Genomic DNA, 19,510 nt, shown 5'->3' on the forward strand with positions numbered 1-19,510 from the left:
GTGTTGCGGCGTAATGTGCGTCGGCCCCACAGCGAGTGCACGGAAAACCCTCGGTTGTGTAACAGCCCGCCAGGGGTCATACCTCGGACGGACGGCGGCCCGGCCCGGGTCATCCTCCGGGGGGAGAAGCACCCCCGCCGGAAGGCCTATCGGTCGAGAGGCGACGGCAATCGCGAAGGCGGAAGGTCTTCTTCCGGTCGTATCCGGTGCACTTTCCGGTCAAGTGACGCGAAAGGTGACACGGAGTCAGGCAGGGACACCGGACACCAAAGGGCGCGGCCGCCGAAGTGACCGCGCCCTCTTCTTCTCTTACAGGTAATTCCCTACAGCTGACGGCCGCGCTACGTGAGCGGCAACCGGTAGCGGCCACCGCCCAGCGGCTCCACCAAACCGTCCGAGACCAGCCCGTCCAGCGCCCGGGCCCGCTGCACCGGCTCGTCCCACACCGCGTCCAGCGCCTGCTGCGGCACCGGCGAGACCGCCTCACGCAGAACGGCGAGCAGCTTGCCGCGCACCTGTCGGTCGGTGCCGGCGTACGTCTGGGTGCGACGCGGCGGACCCTCGTGCGCCGGGGAACCGGCCTGCCGCCAGGCGCACTGCGCGGCGATCGGGCAGCGCCCGCACTCCGGTGCACGCGCCGTGCACAGCAGCGCGCCCAGCTCCATCGTGGCCGCCGCCCAGCGCGCCGCCAGCTTCTCGTCCTCGGGCAACAGCTGGCGGGCGAGTTTGCGCTCCGCCGCGGTGGTGGCGTTCGGCGGGAACTGACGGCCGGCCACCGCGCGGGCGAACACCCGGCGCACATTGGTGTCCAGCACCGCGTGCCGCTGCCCGTACGCGAAGGACGCGACCGCGGCGGCGGTGTACTCGCCGACGCCGGGCAGCGCCAGCAACTGGCCGTGCTCGCGCGGTACGTCGCCGCCGTGCCGCTCCTGTATGGCGGAGGCGGCGGCATGCAGCCGCAGGGCGCGGCGCGGATAGCCGAGCCGGCCCCAGGCCCGCACCGCCTCGCCCGGCGCCTCGGCGGCCAGGTCGGCGGGGCGCGGCCAGCGGGCCAGCCACTGCTCGTAGACCGGCAGCACTCTGCTGACCGGGGTCTGCTGCAGCATGAACTCGCTCACCATCACACCCCAGGCGCCCGCCTCGGGGCGGCGCCAGGGCAGATCGCGGGCGTGCTCGTCGAACCAGTCGGTGACCGGGCGGTGCAGCGCGGTCCCGTCGGCGGCTCCCGCGGCCGCGTCGGCGGCAGAAGCGGTCTCGGCGGCGGCGGTCGTGGCAGTGGTGGTGACAGGCGTCGAAGTCATGGCACTGCCGATCCTGGCACGTCCAAGGTCGCCCGGGAAACGTACCGGGCCCGCCCCGCCGCGCGCCCACCCGCACGCAGGACGGCCGGTTGCGCACGGTTGGCGGCTACCGGCGGTACGCAGCAACCGGGCGCCGGCCCCGGCCAAGCGGCACGCGGCGGTCCGGCACCCCACCACAATCCGACGGGAACTGATTACTCTCCGTAATCGTTGCTGGAATAATGGAGGCGCCGCAAGCGAGGATGCGGACATGGCGGAGATGAACGGTGCGGAGACGAACGGCGCGGAGACGAACGGCGCGGAGACGAACGGCGCGGGGATGAATGGCGCGGAGGGTAACGGTGCCGAGGGTACGGACGGCGGCGCGGCGGGCCTGGGCGGCGCGGCGGGGTCGGGTCGTACGCCCTGCCCGGAGGCGATCCGGCGGGCGCTGGCCGCCCATACGACGATGACGCTGGCGTACGCGGACGAGAACGGGCCGCAGGCGTGCGCGGTGCTGTACGCGACCGACGCGACTGAGGTGACCGACGCGGCCGACATGACTGACGCGATCGGCGTGACTGAGGTGACCGACACGACCGACATGACCGATGCGATCGACGGGACTGCCGCGATCGGCGCGGCGGGCGGCGAGGCGGCGGGTGCCGGGCCCGCGCTGTACTTCGTCACGGCGACCACGACGCGGCACGGCCGGGCCCTCAAGGAGCCCGGCGCACGGGTCGCGTTCACGGCGCAGCGGGACGGTCAGGAATGGAGTGCCCTGACCGGACTTCAGGGCCGGGGCCGCTGCCGCATCCTGGCCGGCGCCGAGCGGGCGGCCGGCTGGCGGATCTATCTGGAGCGCTTCCCCTTCGTGGCGGCGAGCGACCGGCTACGCGCCGCCCTGGAGCGGACCGAGCTGTGGGAGCTGCGCCCCGACTGGCTGCGGCTGATCGACAACGGACAGGGCTTCGGCCACAAGGAAGAGTGGTCGAGCCCGTGAGGTGGGGATGCCTGGGGCTGTGAAGTGGGGGTGGCCGGTCCGTGAGGTGGGGGCGCCCGGGGTTGTGAAGTGGGGGTGCTGGTGCCGTGAGGCTGGGGCGCCGGCCGTCGCGAGATGCGATTGCCCGGCTCGGTGGCGCGGGGTGTCTGACGTCGCGAGGGGGAGTACCTGGCGTCGTGAGGTGGGGATGCCCGGTGTCGTGAGGCGCGCGTGCCTGGCTCCGTGGGGGCGGACGTGCCTGGCTCCGTGGGGGCGGACGTGCCTGGCTCCGTGGGGGCGGACGTGCCTGGCTCCGTGGGGGCGGAGCGCCCCGTACGCACTCTCTCTCGCTTCGCCTTCGCTTCTCTTCTCTTCCCCTCCCCTTCGCCGGTCGCCAAGTGCGGTGTATCTGGCGAAAGTGTGGTCGGAGCGGAGCAGAACCTGACCTAACGGGGTATCAGGCCCGTTAGGGCCCGAAACGCGGCCGGGGAGCAGTCACCGGGCCGATCATGGGAAAAGTTGCAGCCGGATGCGGCGGGTACTGGCCGGTGCGGGTGCCGATCTCTCGTAGAGTTTCCGCGTGGGATCACTGCGCAATCCGATCGGGCCGCTTCCCTCCTCCATCTACTGGCGGCGGAGGGCTGTTGCGCTGGCCATCGTCGCACTGCTCGCCCTTCTGGTGGTGTGGGCCCTGAACTTGGGCGGAAGCGGCGGCAAGAGCGGCGACGAGGACAAGGGGTCGCAGGGTGACGGGCCCGCGACGTCCATCACGCCGGGGCCCTCCGCCAGCGGTCCGGTGAACGACCAAAAGCCGGGCGGGCGCGATGAGTCGGGCGGCGGGGGATCGGATTCCGGGGCCGGTTCCGGTGGCGGCTCGGGTGCCGCGGGCGGCGACGATGACGGTTCCGGTGGCGACTCGGGCGGTTCGGGTTCCGTTCCCGGCGGGCCGATCGGTCAGGGCTCGGGCAAGAATGCCGTCGCGGCTGCCTCCTCGCTCCCCAACTGCGCATCCGGTAAGGCGGAGTTGGTGCTGCGCAGCGTCAAGGATTCCTATGAGCCGGACGCCAAGCCGAAGTTCGAGCTGACGGTCAAGAACGCGGCCGGCGCTGCCTGCAAGGTGGACCTCGGGCAGAAGGCCACGGTGCTCACCATTACCGACACCGCGGGCGACGACCGGGTGTGGGCCTCGAACGACTGCCCGTCGGGCACCGCGCCCGCGCTGCTGAAGGTGCCGGCCAAGAGTTCCGTGAAGCGCACCATCGTGTGGGACCGCCGGGCCAGCGGCCCGCAGTGCGCCACTCCGAGCTCGGCCACGGTGCCGGCCGGCAAGTATCTGATCGAGGCGAAGGTGCCGGGGCTGGAAGCGGCCGATACGTCGTTCGTCCTCGCCAAGGACTGAGGCCGGGAGCGGGCGGCAGCGGCCGGGGCCACCACCTTCCAGGGGCCGTCAGACGCACGCACTCTCCGCACACCGTCGTACCTACGTACGTACGTAGGTACTTTCTGGGCCCACGCCGGACATACGCACTTTCCGGCGCGAGCCCGCCGCAAGCACTCCGACCCCGGTGCCCCGCACGTGCCTCCGGCTCCCGGCACGCACCTCCGACCCGGCACGCACCTCCGACCCGGGACGCCGCACCTGCCTCCAGCCTCCGGCCCCCGGGACGCCGCACCTGACTCACGGCCTCCGGCCCCCGGCGCGCACCCTCTCGGCGTACCTACACGTACCGCTCCAGGATCGAGGACTCCGCCAGGCGGGACAGGCCCTCGCGGACCGAGCGGGCGCGGGCCTCGCCGACGCCGTCGACCGTCTGGAGGTCGTCGACGCTGGCGGCGAGCAGCTTCTGGAGGCCGCCGAAGTGGTCGACGAGGCGGTCGATGACCGTGCCGGGCAGCCGGGGGACCTTCGCCAGCAGGCGGAAGCCGCGCGGGGAGACCGCGGAGTCCAGCGTCTCGGGGGCGCCGGTGTAGCCCAACGCGCGGGCCACGATGGGGAGTTCGAGGAGTTCGGTGTGGCTGAGCGCGTCCAGTTCGGCGAGCGCTTCGACGACCGTACGGGAGCGCTTGGCGGTCGGCTCGGGGACGTAGTCGCGGACGACCAGCTCGCGTTCCGGCTCGACGCCGGCGATCAGTTCCTCCAGCTGGAGGGTGAGCAGCCGGCCGTCCGTGCCGAGCTCGACGACGTACTCGGCGATTTCCGTGGCGATCCGGCGGACCATTTCCAGGCGCTGGGCGACCGCGGTGACGTCGCGGACCGTCACCAAGTCCTCGATCTCCAGGGCGGAGAGGGTGCCGGCGACCTCGTCCAGGCGGAGCTTGTAGCGCTCCAGGGTCGCCAGCGCCTGGTTGGCGCGGGAGAGGATCGCGGCCGACTCCTCCAGGACGCGGCGCTCGCCGTCCACATAGAGGGCGATCAGGCGCATCGACTGGCTGACGGAGACGACCGGGAAGCCGGCCTGGATCGAGACGCGCTGGGCGGTGCGGTGGCGGGTGCCGGTCTCCTCCGTGGGGATGGAGGCGTCCGGGACCAGCTGGACTCCGGCCCGCATGATTTTGGTGATGTCCTTGTCGAGGACCAGCGCACCGTCGAGCTTGCACAGTTCGCGCAGCCGGGTCGCGGTGAACTCGACGTCGAGGACGAAACCGCCGGTACACATGGATTCGACGGTCTTGTCGAAGCCCAGCACGATCAGCCCGCCCGTATTGCCGCGGAGGATGCGCTCCAGGCCGTCGCGCAGGGCCGTACCGGGCGCGACGGCGCTCAGCGTGGCGCGCATCAGGCTCTCGGTGCCGGAACTGCCGCCGGACCTGCCGGGAGTCGATGCCCGGTCGTTGGCTGCCACTGCACTCCTCCGTCGGAAGGTCTGTCGGTCCGCAGGCCGCCCGGCCCATGCCGTGTTGACGTACAGCGGAGCGTACGTGGCCGACAGGCAATTCTGCGGTGACGGGCGAGACCAGGGCAAAGTCTACCGGCGTGCGCCCTCTTCCTGTGGGGCCTCCCGGCGCACCCGCTTGGGCAGGACGCTCAGGGCCTGTCCGATGTCGGCGACCTCCAGCACCCGCATCCCGTCAGGGATCTTTCCGGGGTCGGACGGGACCAGGGCGTGGGTGAAGCCGAGGCGGGCCGCTTCGGACAGCCTGCGCTGGACGCCGGTGACCCGTCTGACCTCGCCCGCGAGGCCCACCTCGCCGATGGCGACCAGGTTTTTGGGGAGGGGGGTGTCGCTGGCGGCGCTGGCGAGGGCGAGCGCCACCGCGAGGTCGGCGGCGGGTTCGGTCAGCTTCACTCCGCCGACCGTCGCGCTGTAGATGTCGCGTTTGCCCAGGGCGCTGATCCGGCCGCGCTGCTCCAGGACGGCGAGCATCATCGAGACCCTGGAGGTCTCCAGGCCGGAGGTCGTGCGCCGGGGTGAGGGGATCTGGGAGTCGACGGTCAGCGCCTGCACCTCGGCGACCAGCGGGCGGCGGCCCTCCAGGGTCACCGTCAGGCACGTACCGGGCACGGGCTCGGCGCGGCGGGTCAGGAACAGGCCCGAGGGGTCGGTGAGGCCGGTGATGCCTTCGTCGTGCAGTTCGAAGCAGCCGACCTCGTCGGTGGTGCCGTAGCGGTTCTTGACGCCGCGGACCAGGCGGAGCCGGGCGTGCCGGTCGCCTTCGAAGTGCAGGACGACATCGACGAGATGCTCCAGGAGGCGCGGCCCGGCGATGGCGCCGTCCTTGGTGACATGGCCGACCAGGAGGGTGGACATACCGCGGTCCTTGGAAGCCCGGATCAGCGCGCCGGCCACCTCGCGGACCTGGGCCATGCCGCCGGGGGCGCCCTCGATCTCGGGGGAGGCGACGGTCTGCACCGAGTCCAGGATCAGGAGGGAGGGCTTGACCGTGTCCAGGTGGCCGAGGACGGCGGAGAGGTCGGTTTCGGCCGCCAGATACAGATGGTCGTCGAGGGCGCCGATGCGGTCGGCGCGCAGCCGTACCTGGCTGGCGGACTCCTCGCCGGTCACATACAGGGTGCGGTGTGCGTCGGAGGCTGCCTTGGCGGCGACGTCCAGCAACAGGGTGGACTTGCCGACGCCAGGCTCGCCGGCCAGCAGCGCGACCGCGCCGGGGACCAGCCCGCCGCCCAGCACGCGGTCCAGTTCGGGCACGCCCGTCGAGCGGGCGGTGGCCTGCTTGCCGTCGACCTCGCCGATGGGCAGGGCCGCGGTGGTGACCCGGCCGGGCGCGGTCGTGCGCACCGCGGGGGCGCCGCCGAACTCCTCGACCGTGCCCCACGCCTGGCATTCGGGGCAGCGCCCGAGCCACTTTGCGGTGGTCCAGCCGCATTCCGTACAGCGGTAGGAGGGGCGCTCCTTGCCCGAGGATTTACGCGTTGCCATGGGGTCACCGTAGCGGTGGGGTCCGACAACGCTCCCGCAGGCTCTTCAGGAGCAGGCCCCGTCCGGACTTCTAGGGGCGGGGCGGGCCGTGCTCGCCGGCGGTTGCACCGACTGAGTGGCGCACACGGAGCGCACCCGCGGTGTAAAGGGCCATTCGTGTCCTCTTTTGAGGGAGATGGTCACCCGTAAGGGTTAAAAGTGTCCAACGCGAGCGAGACCGGCTGCATCATCCGCCTACCGTCGCCGGGGTGATGAGCAGCAGGCCCGAGCACCCCACGCACTCCACCGGCGCACACCGGTCGCGCGGCAACGGCCGGCGCCGGAGCCGGCCGCAGCCCTCCGAGCGGCCCGGCCCGGACGCCACGCGCCCCCCGGAGAAGCGCCCCGACGGCTACGAGCCTTACCTGGACGGGCTGTTCACCTACTGCCTGTCGGTGCTGTGCGAACACGACGCGGCGACCGCGGTGCTCGGCGAGATGCTCGCGCTCGCCGAGCGGCACCACGGCCGGCGCCCCGCCGACCGGGCGCGCTACCGCTCGTGGCTCTACGCCCTGGCCCGCTGGGTCTGTCTGCGCCGGCTCGCCGAGCGCACCGGCCCGGCCGCCAAGAGCCCCGACGCCGCAGCCACTGCCACAGACACCGCCGCAGCCACGGCCGATGCCGAGCGCCGGCAGCGTGAACTCGCCGCGCTGGCCTGGCCGGAGGCCGCGGGCACCACCCCCCAGCAGCGCGAGGCGCTGGAGCTCTCGGTGCGCCACCACCTCTCGGCCGACGAGGTCGCCGCGGTGCTCGGCGCCGACCCGATCGCCACCCGTGCGCTGCTGGCCACCGCGTCCTGCGAGGTGGAGCGGACCCGGGCGGCGCTGGCCGTCGTCGAGTCCGGCCGCTGCCGCGAGGTCGCGCAGCTGGCGGGGGACACCCAGATGCTGCTGGGCGCGGCGCTCAGCCGGGAGCTGGTGCGCCATGTCGACGACTGTGCCGAGTGCCGGCGGACCGCCGAGCGGGCCACCGCCCCGGGGACCTGGCCGGGTACGGCGCCGGTGGCCCGGGGCACGCTGCCGCTGGTCGCCGCGCCGCGCGAGGCCGTGCTCGGTGCGCAGGCGGCGGCCCGGCGCGCCAAGTCGGGCCGTGCGGAAGGGGTGGCCGGTGCGGGAGGCGGCGGCCGGACGGGTGGGGCAAACGGTTCTCCTCGCTTTGACCGCAACGGTTTTCCCGTCGGCCCCCCTACGGACCGGGTGGCCCGCCGGCGCAGGCTGCGCGGCCGGGCGCTGACCACCACCGTGGTCGCCACGGTGATCGCGGCGCCGGTGCTGGCCCTGTGGGCGGCGTACCACGGCGGCCCCGCCACGGACGAGGCGGCGGGCGGCACGCCTTCGGTGACGGCCAGCGACACGGAGGCCGGGGAGCGGCTGGGCGGCCGCCCGTACGAGAACGCGGGCAACGCCAGGACGTCGCCCGAGCCCGGTATCCGGACCGGCGACGGGACGCCCGATGTGTCCGTCGAGGTGATCAGCGCGGACGGCATCCCGCAGCGGCCGGGCGGGCCGGACAGCCGCAAGGCGTCGGGCCACGGTCTGCTGACGGTCGCCGCGCAGCCCCGGGGCCGGACCACGGTCCTCACGCTCAGCGCCTCGGGCGGTGCTCCGGTGCGCTGGCGCGCGTCGGCGGGCGCGGCCTGGCTTCAGATGAGTCATACGGCGGGGTCGCTGCGGCCGGGCGAATCCACCACGGTCACGGTCTATATCGACCATGACCGGGAGCCCGCGGGGCACTGGCGGGCCAGGATCGCCATCGAGCCCGGCGGCACCGCCGTCACGTTGGAGGGCCATGGCGTGTCCGGCCCCGCCCCGGGTCCGCAGCGCCCGACGCCGCCCCCCAAGCCGAAGCCGACACCGCGCCCCTCGCACCCGGCGCCGACACCCACGCCGACCCCGACGACCCCGACGCCCACCCCCACGTCTCCGACGCCGAGCCCGAAGCCGACCGGCCCCGGCCCGTCCTCGACACCGTCGAACACGACCCATCCCGCCCGCTGAGCGCCGGAGTCACGCCGCGCGCACCGGAGTCACGCCGCCCCGGACGGCCCCCCTGCTTCCGCCTTCGCTGCTTCCGCTACGGCTACTACGTCCGCTACTTCTGCTTCTCGGGCTTCTCGGGCTGCTTCAGGGGCGTCGGGTCCGCCGGATGCGGCGCCATCGGCAGTGTCGCCGCCAGCCGCTCCTCGCACAGCTCGGCGAGCTTGGCGTAGCCCTTCTTGCCCATCAGCTCGGTCAGCTCCGGCTTGTAGGAGACGTAGACCGGGTCGCCCGCGCCGTGCGCCGAGGTCGCCGAGGTGCACCACCAGTGCAGGTCGTGGCCGCCGGGGCCCCAGCCGCGCCGGTCGTACTCGGCGATCGTCACCTGGAGGATCTGGGTGTCGTCCGGCCGGTCGATCCAGTCGTAGGTGCGCCGGACCGGCAGCTGCCAGCAGACGTCCGGCTTGGTCTCCAGGGGCTCGCGGCCCTCGCGGAGCGCGAGGAGGTGCAGGGAGCAGCCCGCGCCGGCCGGGAAGCCGGGGCGGTTCTGGAAGATGCAGGAGCCCTCCCAGCGCCGGGTCTGCCGCTCGCCGTCCTCGTCCTCCTGGACCCAGCCCGACTCGGTGCCCACGTCGTGGTGCTGCCACACGTCGGGCGTGAGCCGTGCCACGTGCTCGGCGACCCGCTTCTCGTCGTCGTCGTCCGAGAAGTGCGCGCCGAGCGTGCAGCAGCCGTCGTCCGCCCGGCCGGCCTGGATGCCCTGGCAGCCGCTGCCGAAGATGCAGGTCCAGCGGGAGGTCAGCCAGGTCAGGTCGCAGCGGAAGATTTGTTCGTCGTCGGCCGGGTCGGGGAAGGTGACCCAGGCGCGGGCGAAGTCGAGGCCGACCTCGTCGGCCGGGGCCTTCTTCGGGGACCGCGCCCCCTCAGTCGCCTGAGAGCGCCGCTTTTCTTCCTTCATGAGCGCTTTTTCGTGCTTCGCCTTTTTCGTCTTTGCCACGCCTCCAGCCTAAGGCGCGTCGCGGGGGGCACCGCGACGACAGGAGTGCGTGGCGGTCGCAGTAGGTTTCCCCGTATGAGACTCGGTGTCCTCGATGTGGGTTCGAATACGGTCCATCTCCTGGTGGTGGACGCACACCCGGGCGCGCGCCCGCTGCCCGCCTATTCGCACAAGGCGGAGCTGCGCCTTGCCGAACTCCTCGACGAGGCCGGGGCGATAAGCGACCCGGGCGTGGAGCGCCTGGTGGCGACCGTCCACGAGGCGCTCCAGGTGGCCGAGGACAAGGGCGTCGAGAGCGTGCTGCCGTTCGCCACCTCGGCGATCCGCGAGGCCACCAACGGGGAGGACGTGCTGCGCCGGGTCGGTGTGGAGACCGGCGTGGAGCTGCGGGTGCTCTCCGGTGAGGACGAGGCGCGGCTCACTTTTCTCGCCGCCCGCCGGTGGCTGGGCTGGTCGGCCGGGCGGCTGCTGGTGCTGGACATCGGCGGCGGCTCGCTGGAGATCGCGTACGGCCTGGACGAGGACCCGGACGTGGCGGTGTCGCTGCCGCTGGGCGCGGGACGGCTGACCGCGGGCGATCTGCCCGGCGATCCGCCGGAGGCCGACGACGTCCGGACGCTGCGCCGCCGGGTGCGCGCCGAGATTGCCAAGGTGGTGAGCGAATTCAGCCGCTACGGCACTCCCGACCGGGTCGTCGGCACGTCCAAGACCTTCCGGCAGCTGGCCCGGATCGCGGGCGCCGCGCGCTCGGGGGAGGGGCTCTACGTCCAGCGGGAGCTGACCCGCAAGAAGCTGGAGGAGTGGGTGCCGCGGCTGGCCGGGATGTCCGCGGACGAGCGGGGCAGGCTGCCCGGGGTGTCCGAGGGGCGCTCGCGGCAGCTGCTCGCCGGGGCGCTGGTCGCCGAGGCGGCGATGGATCTGTTCGGGGTCGAGACGCTGGAGATCTGCCCGTGGGCGCTGCGCGAGGGCGTCATTCTGCGGCGGCTGGACCATCTGCCCTAGGGGGTCCGCAAAGCCCCGGTGTGCGTGAGACTCGTCACGCCCCGGCCTGCCCTGCCACACCCCTTGCCCCCTGTCCCACCTCCCCCGCTCGCCGCCGACAGGGGGCCGCGGCCGCCGGACCTCCTGCCCTGCGCCCGGTCTTGGCCCGTACGCTGTCCTTCGTGACAGAGCCAGTGGTGCGCATCCCGGATGCGAAGGTCGCGCTGTCCACGGCCTCGGTGTATCCGGAGTCGACGGCGACGGCCTTCGAGATCGCCGCGCGCCTCGGCTACGACGGCGTCGAGGTCATGGTGTGGACCGACCCGGTCAGCCAGGACATCGAGGCGCTGCGCCGGCTCTCGGACCACCACGGTGTGCCGGTGCTGGCCATCCACGCCCCGTGTCTGCTGATCACCCAGCGGGTCTGGTCCACCGATCCCTGGGTCAAGCTCCAGCGCGCCCGCACCGCCGCGGAGAAGCTGGGCGCCTCGACGGTGGTCGTGCACCCGCCGTTCCGCTGGCAGCGCAGCTACGCCCGGGAGTTCGTCCGCGGGGTGTGGCGGATGGAGCACGAGACGGACGTGAAGTTCGCCGTCGAGAACATGTACCCGTGGCGCTACCGGGACCGCGAGATGCTCGCGTACGCCCCGGACTGGGACCCCACCAACGACGACTACCGGCACTTCACGGTCGACCTGTCGCACACCGCCACCGCCCGCAACGACGCCCTGGAGATGGTGGGGCGGATGGGCGACCGGCTCGCGCACGTCCATCTCGCCGACGGCAACGGATCCGCCAAGGACGAGCACCTGGTGCCGGGGCGCGGCAGCCAGCCCTGCGCGCAGATGCTGGAGCGGCTGGCGGCCACCGGATTCGCCGGCCATGTGGTCGTCGAGGTCAATACCCGCCGGGCGATGTCCGCCGCCGAACGCGAGGCCGACCTGGCCGAGGCGCTGGCCTTCACCCGGCTGCATCTCGCCTCGCCGACCTGGGTCCCGGGTTCGTGAGCGGCCGCGGGGACGGGCCCGAGGACGCGTCCCCCGGGCCCGCTACGCCGCCCGCTCCACCGGCCCGCCGCCGGGGCCGCCCGGCCCGCGCCGCCGCCGGGGCCGGTCCCGGTGCCCGTGAGCGGATCCTGGCCGCGGCCCGTACGGAGTTCGCCGAGCGCGGCTACGACAAGACCTCGGTCCGGGGCATCGCCAAGGCGGCCGGGGTGGACGCGGCGCTGGTGCATCACTACTTCGGCACCAAGGAGCAGGTCTTCGAGGCCGCCATCGAGCTGACCTTCGCGCCCGCGCTGACCATGCCCGACGCGCTCGCGGGCGGCGGCGCGGAGGTGGGGGAGCGGATGGCCCGCTTCATGTTCGGCGTCTGGGAGAACCCGGTCACCCGGCAGCCGCTGCTGGCGATCATGCGCTCGGCGCTGACCAACGACACCGCGGCGGCGGTGCTGCGCGGCCTCATCGAGCGCCGGATGCTCCAGCGCGTGGCGGACGAACTGCACGTCCCCGACCCGGAGTTCCGGGTGCAGCTGGCCGCCGGGCACCTCATCGGGATCGCCATGCTGCGCTATGTGATCAGGATGGACCCGGTCGCCTCGGCGGACCCGGAGGAGATCATCGCCATGGTCGCGCCGACTCTCCAGCGGTATCTGACACAGCCCTGACAACCGGCTTCCACGGCGCCCCCGAGGCCCGATCGCCGCCCCGACCTGCACGAACGACGTCCTCCCGGGCGTCCGCAGTCCGGGCAGCCGTCTCACATGTCGGAGAGGCTGTCCAGATCTTGGATCAGAGGCGTAATCTCGACGGGAGCTGATATATGACGCCGCCCGGTGCATGGCAGGGCCAGGCAGCCGGCGCCGGCGGTCATACGGACGAACATCCCGAGGGAGTGACCATCGTGCCCGAGCTGAGGTCCCGCACCGTTACCCATGGCCGCAACATGGCCGGCGCCCGAGCCCTTATGCAGGCCTCCGGCGTAGCGCGGGAGGACTTCGGCAAGCCGATCATCGCCGTCGCCAACAGCTTCACCGAGTTCGTGCCCGGCCACACCCACCTCCAGCCGGTCGGCCGGATCGTCTCCGAGGCGATCCACGCGGCCGGAGGCATCGCCCGCGAGTTCAACACCATCGCGGTCGACGACGGGATCGCCATGGGCCACGGCGGCATGCTCTACAGCCTGCCCTCCCGCGACCTGATCGCCGACTCCGTCGAGTACATGGTCGAGGCGCACTGCGCCGACGCGCTGATCTGCATCTCCAACTGCGACAAGATCACCCCGGGCATGCTGATGGCCGCAATGCGGCTCAACATCCCGACGGTCTTCGTCTCCGGCGGCCCGATGGAGTCCGGCAAGACGACCCTCGTCGACGGCACGGTCCGCACCCTCGACCTGGTCGACGCGATCTCGGACGCCGTCAACGACAAGATCTCCGACGAGGACATCCTCCGCATCGAGGAGAACGCCTGTCCGACCTGCGGCTCCTGTTCCGGCATGTTCACCGCCAACTCCATGAACTGCCTGACCGAGGCCATCGGCCTGTCGCTGCCCGGCAACGGCTCGACGCTGGCCACTCACACCGCCCGCAAGGCGCTGTACGAGAACGCCGGCCGCACGGTCGTCGAGATCACCAAGCGGCACTACGACGAGGACGACCACACGGTCCTGCCGCGCAACATCGGCACCCGCGCCTCCTTCGAGAACGCCATGGCCCTGGACATCGCCATGGGCGGCTCGACGAACACGATCCTGCATCTGCTGGCCGCCGCCCAGGAAGCCGGCCTCAGCTTCGACCTGGACGACATCAACGCGGTCTCGCGCCGGGTGCCCTGCCTGGCCAAGGTCGCGCCGAACGTCGCGCCGGGCGGCACGTACTACATGGAGGACGTGCACCGGGCCGGCGGCATCCCCGCCATCCTCGGTGAGCTGTGGCGCGCCGGCATGCTCCACGAGGACGTGCACACCGTGCACAGCGCCTCGATGGACGAGTGGCTCAAGACCTGGGACGTGCGCGGCGGTTCACCGTCCGACGAGGCCGTCGAGCTGTGGCACGCGGCGCCCGGCTGCAAGCGTTCGGCGACCGCCTTCTCCCAGTCCGAGCGCTGGGACAGCCTCGATGTGGACGCCGAGGGCGGCTGCATCCGCGACCTGGCGCACGCCTACTCCGCCGACGGCGGCCTGGCGGTCCTCAAGGGCAACCTCGCCGAGGACGGCTGCGTCGTGAAGACCGCCGGCGTCGACGAGTCGATCTGGACCTTCGAGGGCCCGGCCGTGGTCTGCGAGTCGCAGGAAGAGGCCGTCGACAAGATCCTCAAGAAGCAGATCAAGGAAGGCGACGTCGTCGTCATCCGCTACGAGGGCCCCAAGGGCGGCCCCGGCATGCAGGAGATGCTCTACCCGACGTCCTTCCTCAAGGGCCGCGGCCTGGGCAAGGCCTGCGCACTGGTCACCGACGGCCGCTTCTCCGGCGGCACGTCCGGCCTGTCCATCGGCCACGCCTCGCCGGAGGCGGCGGCCGGCGGCACCATCGCCCTCGTCGAGGACGGCGACCGCATCCGCATCGACATCCCGAACCGGACCATCGAACTCCTCGTCGGCGACGTGGAGTTGGAGTCCCGCAGGCTGGCTCTGGAAGGCGTCTACGCGCCCAAGCAGCGCGAGCGCAAGGTCTCCCAGGCGCTGCGCGCGTACGCGGCGATGGCGACCAGCGCGGACAAGGGCGCGGTGCGCGATGTGAGCAAGCTGGGCTGAGGCCGGGGCGCACACGGCACGGCGCAGCAAGGCGAGCAAGACAGAGCAAGACGCAGCAGGACACCGCACGGTGCCGGCGGTCGTGGAATACGACCGCCGGCACCGTGCTTCGCTTTGCTTTCCCGGCCACGGCACGCCGCTGACCGGCCGTCTCTCCAGGGAGGACCGATCACCGTGGTTGAGGACGACCCCACCGCCGGCCGAACCCCGCGCGACGTTCTCCTGGAGAGCCTGTTGGGGAGGCTGCGAGCATTCGTGGCCTCCCCTTTGACGCCGGGTTCGCATGTGCTGCGGGGGCTGCTCCCACCGACAGAAATGGATCGCGGGGCGAGAGTCGTCTTGTGGGACGGCCAAGACCTTGGCACCACATATGCCCTGGAGCTCCCGCTGCTCGACGATGACGGCGAGGAAATCCCCCACGATCACTTCATCGCCGCACTCCGCGCGTGCATCGCCCAGCGCGAGGCTCTCGGTCCGCCCTTCCCCGACGAAGTATTCGCGGTGCCCGTACTCGACGCCCGGCGTCACTTCCTCCATACCGTCGATGCCCCGCCCCTCACCTTGGCGGATGCTGCGTACCTGCCGCTGCTTTCCCTCGGTTCGGCGAACGACCCGGCGCCCCTTTCCGAAGACGTGGAAGAGGAAGCGGATGAGGGGGAGTGGCGCCTGCTCGGCTTCATGCTCGTCGACGAGCGGTACGCCCGGTACTACGTCAGATGGACGGAAACCGGCGATGTCTGGGGGCTCGACTTCTGTATGCGCGACGAGGCAGGGAAGGTCGACTCACGTGGTGGGACCGCCGACATGATCTTCCCGGCGCTGGCATCGGCACACGACCTCGAACGTTTCCAGCGACCGGTCTCCGATAACCGCTGCCAGGCCGTATACGACCTCACTGCCTGGTGCTGACTCCGGCCGGCGGCTGCCGGCGCCCGGCGCTACGGCGACGGCCCCCGTCGCGGGCGAGCGGCGGGGGGCCGGTCTGTGGGGCGCGGCGGTGTCAGGCGTCGGACAGCTGCCCGTTCTTCACGGCGGTGACGAAGGACGACCAGGCGGTGGCGTCGAAGAGCAGCGCCGGGCGGTGGGGGTCCTTGCTGTCGCGTACGGGGACGAGGGCGGGGAAGTCGTCGGAGACCTCGATGCACTGGCCGCCGTCCGGGTTGCTGTAGCTGGACTTGCGCCAGGTGGCGGTGGTCAGGAAGTCGTCGGAGACTTCGATGCAGGCGCCGCCGTCCTGGTTGCTGTATGAGCTCTTGCGCCAGGTCACGGTGCTCAGGTCGATCGCTCGCACGGCACTTCCTCCAACATCCGCATGACGAACTTCCGCGATTCGGCCGGGCTCAACGCCAGGTCACGCACCGCATCGTACGCGCGTTGCAGACGCTCAACAGAACTTGTTTCCTCGATGAGTTCGCCCCGGTGAGCGTTCTCCGTGTAGGCGACGGTGCGACCGTCCGGGAGTCGCAGGAACATCACATCGGTACTTACCAAGCCATGCGGCCCACAGCCGTGCGGCAGTACATGGAGCGTGACGTTCGGACGCTCGGCTGCCTCGGCCAGGTTCTCCAGCTGCTTTCGCCACTGCTCAGCATCTTCTAGCGACGTGCGTAACACGGCCTCGGACAGGATGGTGCGGAAGGGGGGCGCGTCCTCACCCATCAACAGCTCGCGGCGCCCTACGCGCGCTTCGACCTGCCGCGTCAGCTCTTCGCCTTTGGTGCCGCCCGCTGCCAGCACTACGCATGCGTACCCGTCCGTCTGAAGCATGCCCGGAAGAAGGCTCACTCCGTAGTGCCACAGGCTCAACGCCTCCGCTCCAGCGTCATATAGCGCCGGTACCGCTCCTTGAACTGCTTTGGATCACTCGCCGCCAACTCCCACAACGTCAGCAGAAGACCAGGCGTCCCGTAGTGCTGGTCCAGCGCCTGCGCCACCTCCGGGCCGCCCAGCGTCTGGCCGCCCTCCATCTTGCCGAACAGCGACCAGTCCCAGCCCAGCACCTCGCCCAGCTGCCGCAGGCTGTCGCCCTTCTGGGCGCGCAGTAATCGCAGCTCTTCCACGAATCGCTGGCGCGGCTCCTGGCTCCGACCGGTGACCGCTCGCCTCGGCGGCATGGCGACTCCTCCGTGGAAGGTGTGGAACTAACGGTGCGTGGTCGCGAAATACGGCGCGCAAGCGGCATTCACGGCCTTTTCCGGGCCCATCCTCGTAAGGGACGGAACACACACGGTAGTTGCGCTCCGGCTCCCCGGGCAGGAAAACGACAGACAGGAGCGGCAAGGATGACGACGGAACGACGGGCGGCGGCCGACAAGAGGGCAGCGGCCGAGGCGGCCTGCGCCGAGCTGGCGGCCGCGCTCAAGCGGACGGGCATCGTCCTGCCGTCACTCGGCGTGGACCCCGTGTCGTACGGCTACGCGCAGCCGCGTCCGCTCATCGAGCTGGGGCGCTGCAACCTGGAGACGACGCACCGGCTCATCGCCGCGCTCGACCGGGCGGCCCGGTGACCGCGCGCGTCCCGTACGTGTCCCCGGCGTGCCATGTCGGCACGCACGCGAGGTGCACCAAGGGCAGCGCCGGGCCCGAGGCCACCACCGTCCCCGGAGTCCGGCGGGAAGCCTGTGCCTGCCGCTGCCACGCCCCGGGCGGTGCGCGGCCCGGGGGTCACCAGGCGGACGGGTCCTTCGTCGCCGCGGCGAAGACCGTGCCGTCCGGCGCCGCCGCGTAGATCCGGCCGCGTGACGCGTCCACCCGGGGTGCGGGCAGCATCTGGAGATAGCCGTTGTGGCGGCGGCCGTCCAGCCGCGGCGGGGTCTGGCCGAGCAGCCCGCCGGAGTGGGTGTCGACCGCGAGCAGCCGTCCGTCCGCCGCGGTGAAATACAGCGTGCCGCCGCTGACCACCGGTGCCGAGCCCCGGCTGACCGAGGTCTCGGTGTCCCACTTCCGCTCCCCGACGGCCTGCAAGGCACCGCCCTCGGCCAGCAGATACACCGACTCGCCGTGCACCACGGCGGCCACCTGGTCGAGCGGCGCGGTCAGCGGGAGGCGCCGGGTGCGGCCGGTGGCCGGGTCGTAGCGGAGGACGGCGGTGGTGCGGTACGTGAACTTCGCGTCGGTGACGGTCAGATAGAGCGCCCCGGACGCACCGGTCCCGGCCGGGGCGAGCGCCCCGGGCAGCCGCCGCGACCAGCGGACCTTTCCGTCCGCCGGGTCGATGGCGGTGACCTGGGTGCCGGTCCCGTCGGGGGTGCCCTCGGCCGCATAGGCGGTGCGCGGGCCGCCGAACGACGAGAAGAGCGGCAGTTGGTGGCCCGGGAAGCGCTTGTGCCAGCGCTGCCGGTGGGTGGTGCTGTCCAGCGCGGTGACCGTACCGTCCGCGGCCGTCAGCAGGATGCGGTTGCCGACGATCCTGGTCTCGCCCTCGTATCCGGAGAGGTCCTTGGTCCAGCGGGTGGCGCCCTTGCCGCCGGCCGACGGGTCCAGGGCGCTCAGCTTCTTGCCGTCGGCGGAGAAGACGTACAGCGCTCCGCCGGAGAGGACCGGCGGGGTCGGCGACGCGGCGTACTTCGCGGCGTTCTTGCCCTGGGAGGGGTGGTCCGTACGCCGCCACGACGGCCGGCCGGTGTCCGGATCGAGCCGGGCGGCCGGGACGCCGGACTGGCCGCAGAAGACGGCGCCGGATCCGGCGGTGCAGAAGGGCATTTCGGCGTCATGGCCCGTGGGGCGCTCGACGAGCGTGGTCCGCCACGGGTGGAAGTCGGCGCGTTCGAGGTGCGACGGACGGGTCTGGAGGGCGGGGTCCTGCCCGGTCCCGCCCGGGGCCGGCGCCCGGACGCCCGCGAAGGCCCCGGCGCCGGTCACGACCAGGGCGAGCGCGGCCCAGAGCGGCCAGCGGCGGGTACGGGAGCGGGCGGGGCGGCCGGGCCCGGCAGGGAAGCCGGAGTCGGGGGAGTCGGCGGGGCCTGTGGGGTCTTTGGGGGCGGCCGCGGGCCCGGCGTCGGCGGGACTCCCGGCGGGACTCCAGGCGGTGCCCTCGGCGGGGCTCTCGACGGGCGCGGGGACGCGGACATGCGTCGTCTCGGCACGTGGCGGGGTGGCCTCGGCACGTACCGGCGGGAGCTGTTCGGGCGCGGGCTGTTCCGGCTGCCGCTGCTGCCGCTGCCGCTGTTCCGGTATCCGTACCGCCGCCGCACCGCCCGCCGCCGTGTCCGGCGACGAACCGGCCGGTGGCATGCCGTCCGGCAGCATGCTCACCGGCAACGCGGCCCCCGACGCCGCCCCGTGCGGCACATCCGTCCGCAGCAGCTCCATCAGCGCGCCCGGCGTCGGCCGGTCCGCTGGGTCCTTCGCCAGACAGCCCTCGACCAGCGGCACCAACTCCGCCGGTACGCCTGCCAGATCGGCCTCGTCGTGCACCACCTGGTACGCGACGATGTAGGGGCTCTCCGAGTCGAACGGGCCGCTTCCGGTGGCGGCATGCACCAGGACCGAACCCAGCGCGAAGACATCCGCGGCCGGTCCCACCTCGCGCGGCCGCTGGAACTGTTCGGGTGCCATGAAGGGCGGCGTACCGATCAACTTGCCGGTCTCGGTGCGCATTTCGCTGTCCGACGGCCGGGAGATGCCGAAGTCGATGACTTTCGGACCGTCGGCGGCCAGCAGCACGTTTCCCGGCTTGAGATCGCGGTGCACCACCCCCGCGCGATGGATGTCGCGCAGTGCCTCGGCGAGCCCCGCGGCCAGCCGCCGCACCTCCGCGACCGCCAGCGGGCCGTTCCGCTTCACATGGTCGGAGAGGGTCGGGCCGGGAATGTGGAGGGTCGCCATCCACGGGCGTTCGGCATCCGGGTCGGCGTCCACGACGGGTGCCGTGAAGGCACCGCTGACCCGCCGCGCGGCGGCCACCTCCTGCCGGAACCGCCCACGGAATTCCGGGTCCTGGGCGAATTCGGCATGGATGACCTTGACCGCGAGCTGGAGTCCGGAGGACGAGCGCGCCAGATGGACCACGCCCATACCGCCGGAGCCGAGCCGTGCCTCCAGGCGGTATTGGCCGGCGTATTCCGGATGCTCCGCTTCCGGGCCGACCCCGGAATTGCGCAGCGATGGCATGGTTCCCACCC

Annotated in this window: 15 protein-coding genes and 1 pseudogene; 9 read left to right on the forward strand and 7 right to left on the reverse strand. The window is 72.3% G+C overall.

Features of this window, described 5'->3' with window-relative positions:
- Positions 1–341: 341 nt before the first annotated feature.
- Positions 342–1,301 (reverse strand): HhH-GPD family protein, encoded by a 960-nt coding sequence (locus K7C20_RS21105; RefSeq protein ID WP_030081609.1) that lies wholly within the window; start codon positions 1,299–1,301, stop codon positions 342–344.
- A 250-nt stretch (positions 1,302–1,551) separates the two neighbouring features.
- Here K7C20_RS21105 and K7C20_RS38300 point away from each other — a divergent pair, with 250 nt between their 5' ends.
- Entirely contained in the window at positions 1,552–2,283 is a 732-nt protein-coding gene (locus tag K7C20_RS38300) for a hypothetical protein (RefSeq protein ID WP_245171806.1), read from the forward strand.
- A 559-nt stretch (positions 2,284–2,842) separates the two neighbouring features.
- Complete coding sequence (locus K7C20_RS21120; protein WP_030081605.1) at positions 2,843–3,661, forward strand: hypothetical protein; 819 nt, start codon at positions 2,843–2,845, stop codon at positions 3,659–3,661.
- A gap of 319 nt (positions 3,662–3,980) precedes the next feature.
- Here K7C20_RS21120 and disA read toward each other — a convergent pair whose 3' ends face one another.
- Together disA and radA are read right to left on the reverse strand one after the other, a co-directional pair.
- Positions 3,981–5,105 carry a DNA integrity scanning diadenylate cyclase DisA gene (gene disA / locus K7C20_RS21125; protein WP_053210307.1) on the reverse strand — a complete coding sequence of 375 codons (1,125 nt, stop codon included), beginning with the start codon at positions 5,103–5,105 and terminating at the stop codon, positions 3,981–3,983.
- Positions 5,106–5,228: 123 nt separating this feature from the next.
- The gene (gene radA, locus K7C20_RS21130; RefSeq protein WP_030992462.1) at positions 5,229–6,641 is read right to left on the reverse strand and encodes a DNA repair protein RadA; all 1,413 of its coding nucleotides are present in this window, start codon (positions 6,639–6,641) and stop codon (positions 5,229–5,231) included.
- Positions 6,642–6,892: 251 nt separating this feature from the next.
- Here radA and K7C20_RS21135 point away from each other — a divergent pair, with 251 nt between their 5' ends.
- A complete protein-coding gene (locus K7C20_RS21135) occupies positions 6,893–8,677 on the forward strand; it encodes a BACON domain-containing protein (RefSeq protein WP_053210312.1) in 1,785 nt (594 codons plus the stop codon).
- A gap of 94 nt (positions 8,678–8,771) precedes the next feature.
- On the opposite strand, the gene K7C20_RS21140 is transcribed toward K7C20_RS21135, so the two are convergent.
- Positions 8,772–9,653 carry a hypothetical protein gene (locus K7C20_RS21140; RefSeq protein ID WP_053210308.1) on the reverse strand — a complete coding sequence of 294 codons (882 nt, stop codon included), beginning with the start codon at positions 9,651–9,653 and terminating at the stop codon, positions 8,772–8,774.
- Between the two features lie 75 nt (positions 9,654–9,728).
- On the opposite strand from K7C20_RS21140, the gene K7C20_RS21145 reads away from it, so the two are divergent.
- The 5 genes from K7C20_RS21145 (at position 9,729) to K7C20_RS21165 (ending at position 15,296) form a co-directional block, all read left to right on the forward strand.
- Complete coding sequence (locus tag K7C20_RS21145) at positions 9,729–10,655, forward strand: Ppx/GppA family phosphatase (protein ID WP_030081597.1); 927 nt, start codon at positions 9,729–9,731, stop codon at positions 10,653–10,655.
- Between the two features lie 161 nt (positions 10,656–10,816).
- On the forward strand, positions 10,817–11,641 hold the full coding sequence (locus K7C20_RS21150) for a sugar phosphate isomerase/epimerase family protein (protein WP_209444026.1): 825 nt from the start codon (positions 10,817–10,819) through the stop codon (positions 11,639–11,641).
- The gene (locus K7C20_RS21155; protein ID WP_030081593.1) at positions 11,638–12,300 is read left to right on the forward strand and encodes a TetR/AcrR family transcriptional regulator; all 663 of its coding nucleotides are present in this window, start codon (positions 11,638–11,640) and stop codon (positions 12,298–12,300) included. Before K7C20_RS21150 ends, K7C20_RS21155 begins: the two co-directional genes overlap by 4 nt.
- 236 nt (positions 12,301–12,536) lie before the next feature.
- A complete protein-coding gene (ilvD, locus tag K7C20_RS21160) occupies positions 12,537–14,387 on the forward strand; it encodes a dihydroxy-acid dehydratase (RefSeq protein WP_030081592.1) in 1,851 nt (616 codons plus the stop codon).
- A 174-nt stretch (positions 14,388–14,561) separates the two neighbouring features.
- Entirely contained in the window at positions 14,562–15,296 is a 735-nt protein-coding gene (locus K7C20_RS21165) for a hypothetical protein (RefSeq protein WP_030081591.1), read from the forward strand.
- 91 nt (positions 15,297–15,387) lie between these two features.
- On the opposite strand, the gene K7C20_RS21170 is transcribed toward K7C20_RS21165, so the two are convergent.
- Positions 15,388–15,678 carry a DUF397 domain-containing protein gene (locus tag K7C20_RS21170; protein WP_030081590.1) on the reverse strand — a complete coding sequence of 97 codons (291 nt, stop codon included), beginning with the start codon at positions 15,676–15,678 and terminating at the stop codon, positions 15,388–15,390.
- Positions 15,660–16,501: pseudogene (locus K7C20_RS21175) on the reverse strand (helix-turn-helix domain-containing protein). The gene K7C20_RS21170 and the pseudogene K7C20_RS21175 overlap by 19 nt, the downstream one beginning before the upstream one ends.
- A 168-nt stretch (positions 16,502–16,669) precedes the next feature.
- Between K7C20_RS21175 and K7C20_RS21180 the strand changes: the two are divergent.
- Positions 16,670–16,894 carry a hypothetical protein gene (locus K7C20_RS21180; protein WP_053210309.1) on the forward strand — a complete coding sequence of 75 codons (225 nt, stop codon included), beginning with the start codon at positions 16,670–16,672 and terminating at the stop codon, positions 16,892–16,894.
- Positions 16,895–17,051: 157 nt separating this feature from the next.
- Here K7C20_RS21180 and K7C20_RS21185 read toward each other — a convergent pair whose 3' ends face one another.
- A complete protein-coding gene (locus tag K7C20_RS21185) occupies positions 17,052–19,499 on the reverse strand; it encodes a protein kinase domain-containing protein (protein ID WP_053210310.1) in 2,448 nt (815 codons plus the stop codon).
- Positions 19,500–19,510: the final 11 nt, after the last annotated feature.

The organism is Streptomyces decoyicus (genome assembly GCF_019880305.1).
Lineage (GTDB): Bacteria > Actinomycetota > Actinomycetes > Streptomycetales > Streptomycetaceae > Streptomyces > Streptomyces decoyicus.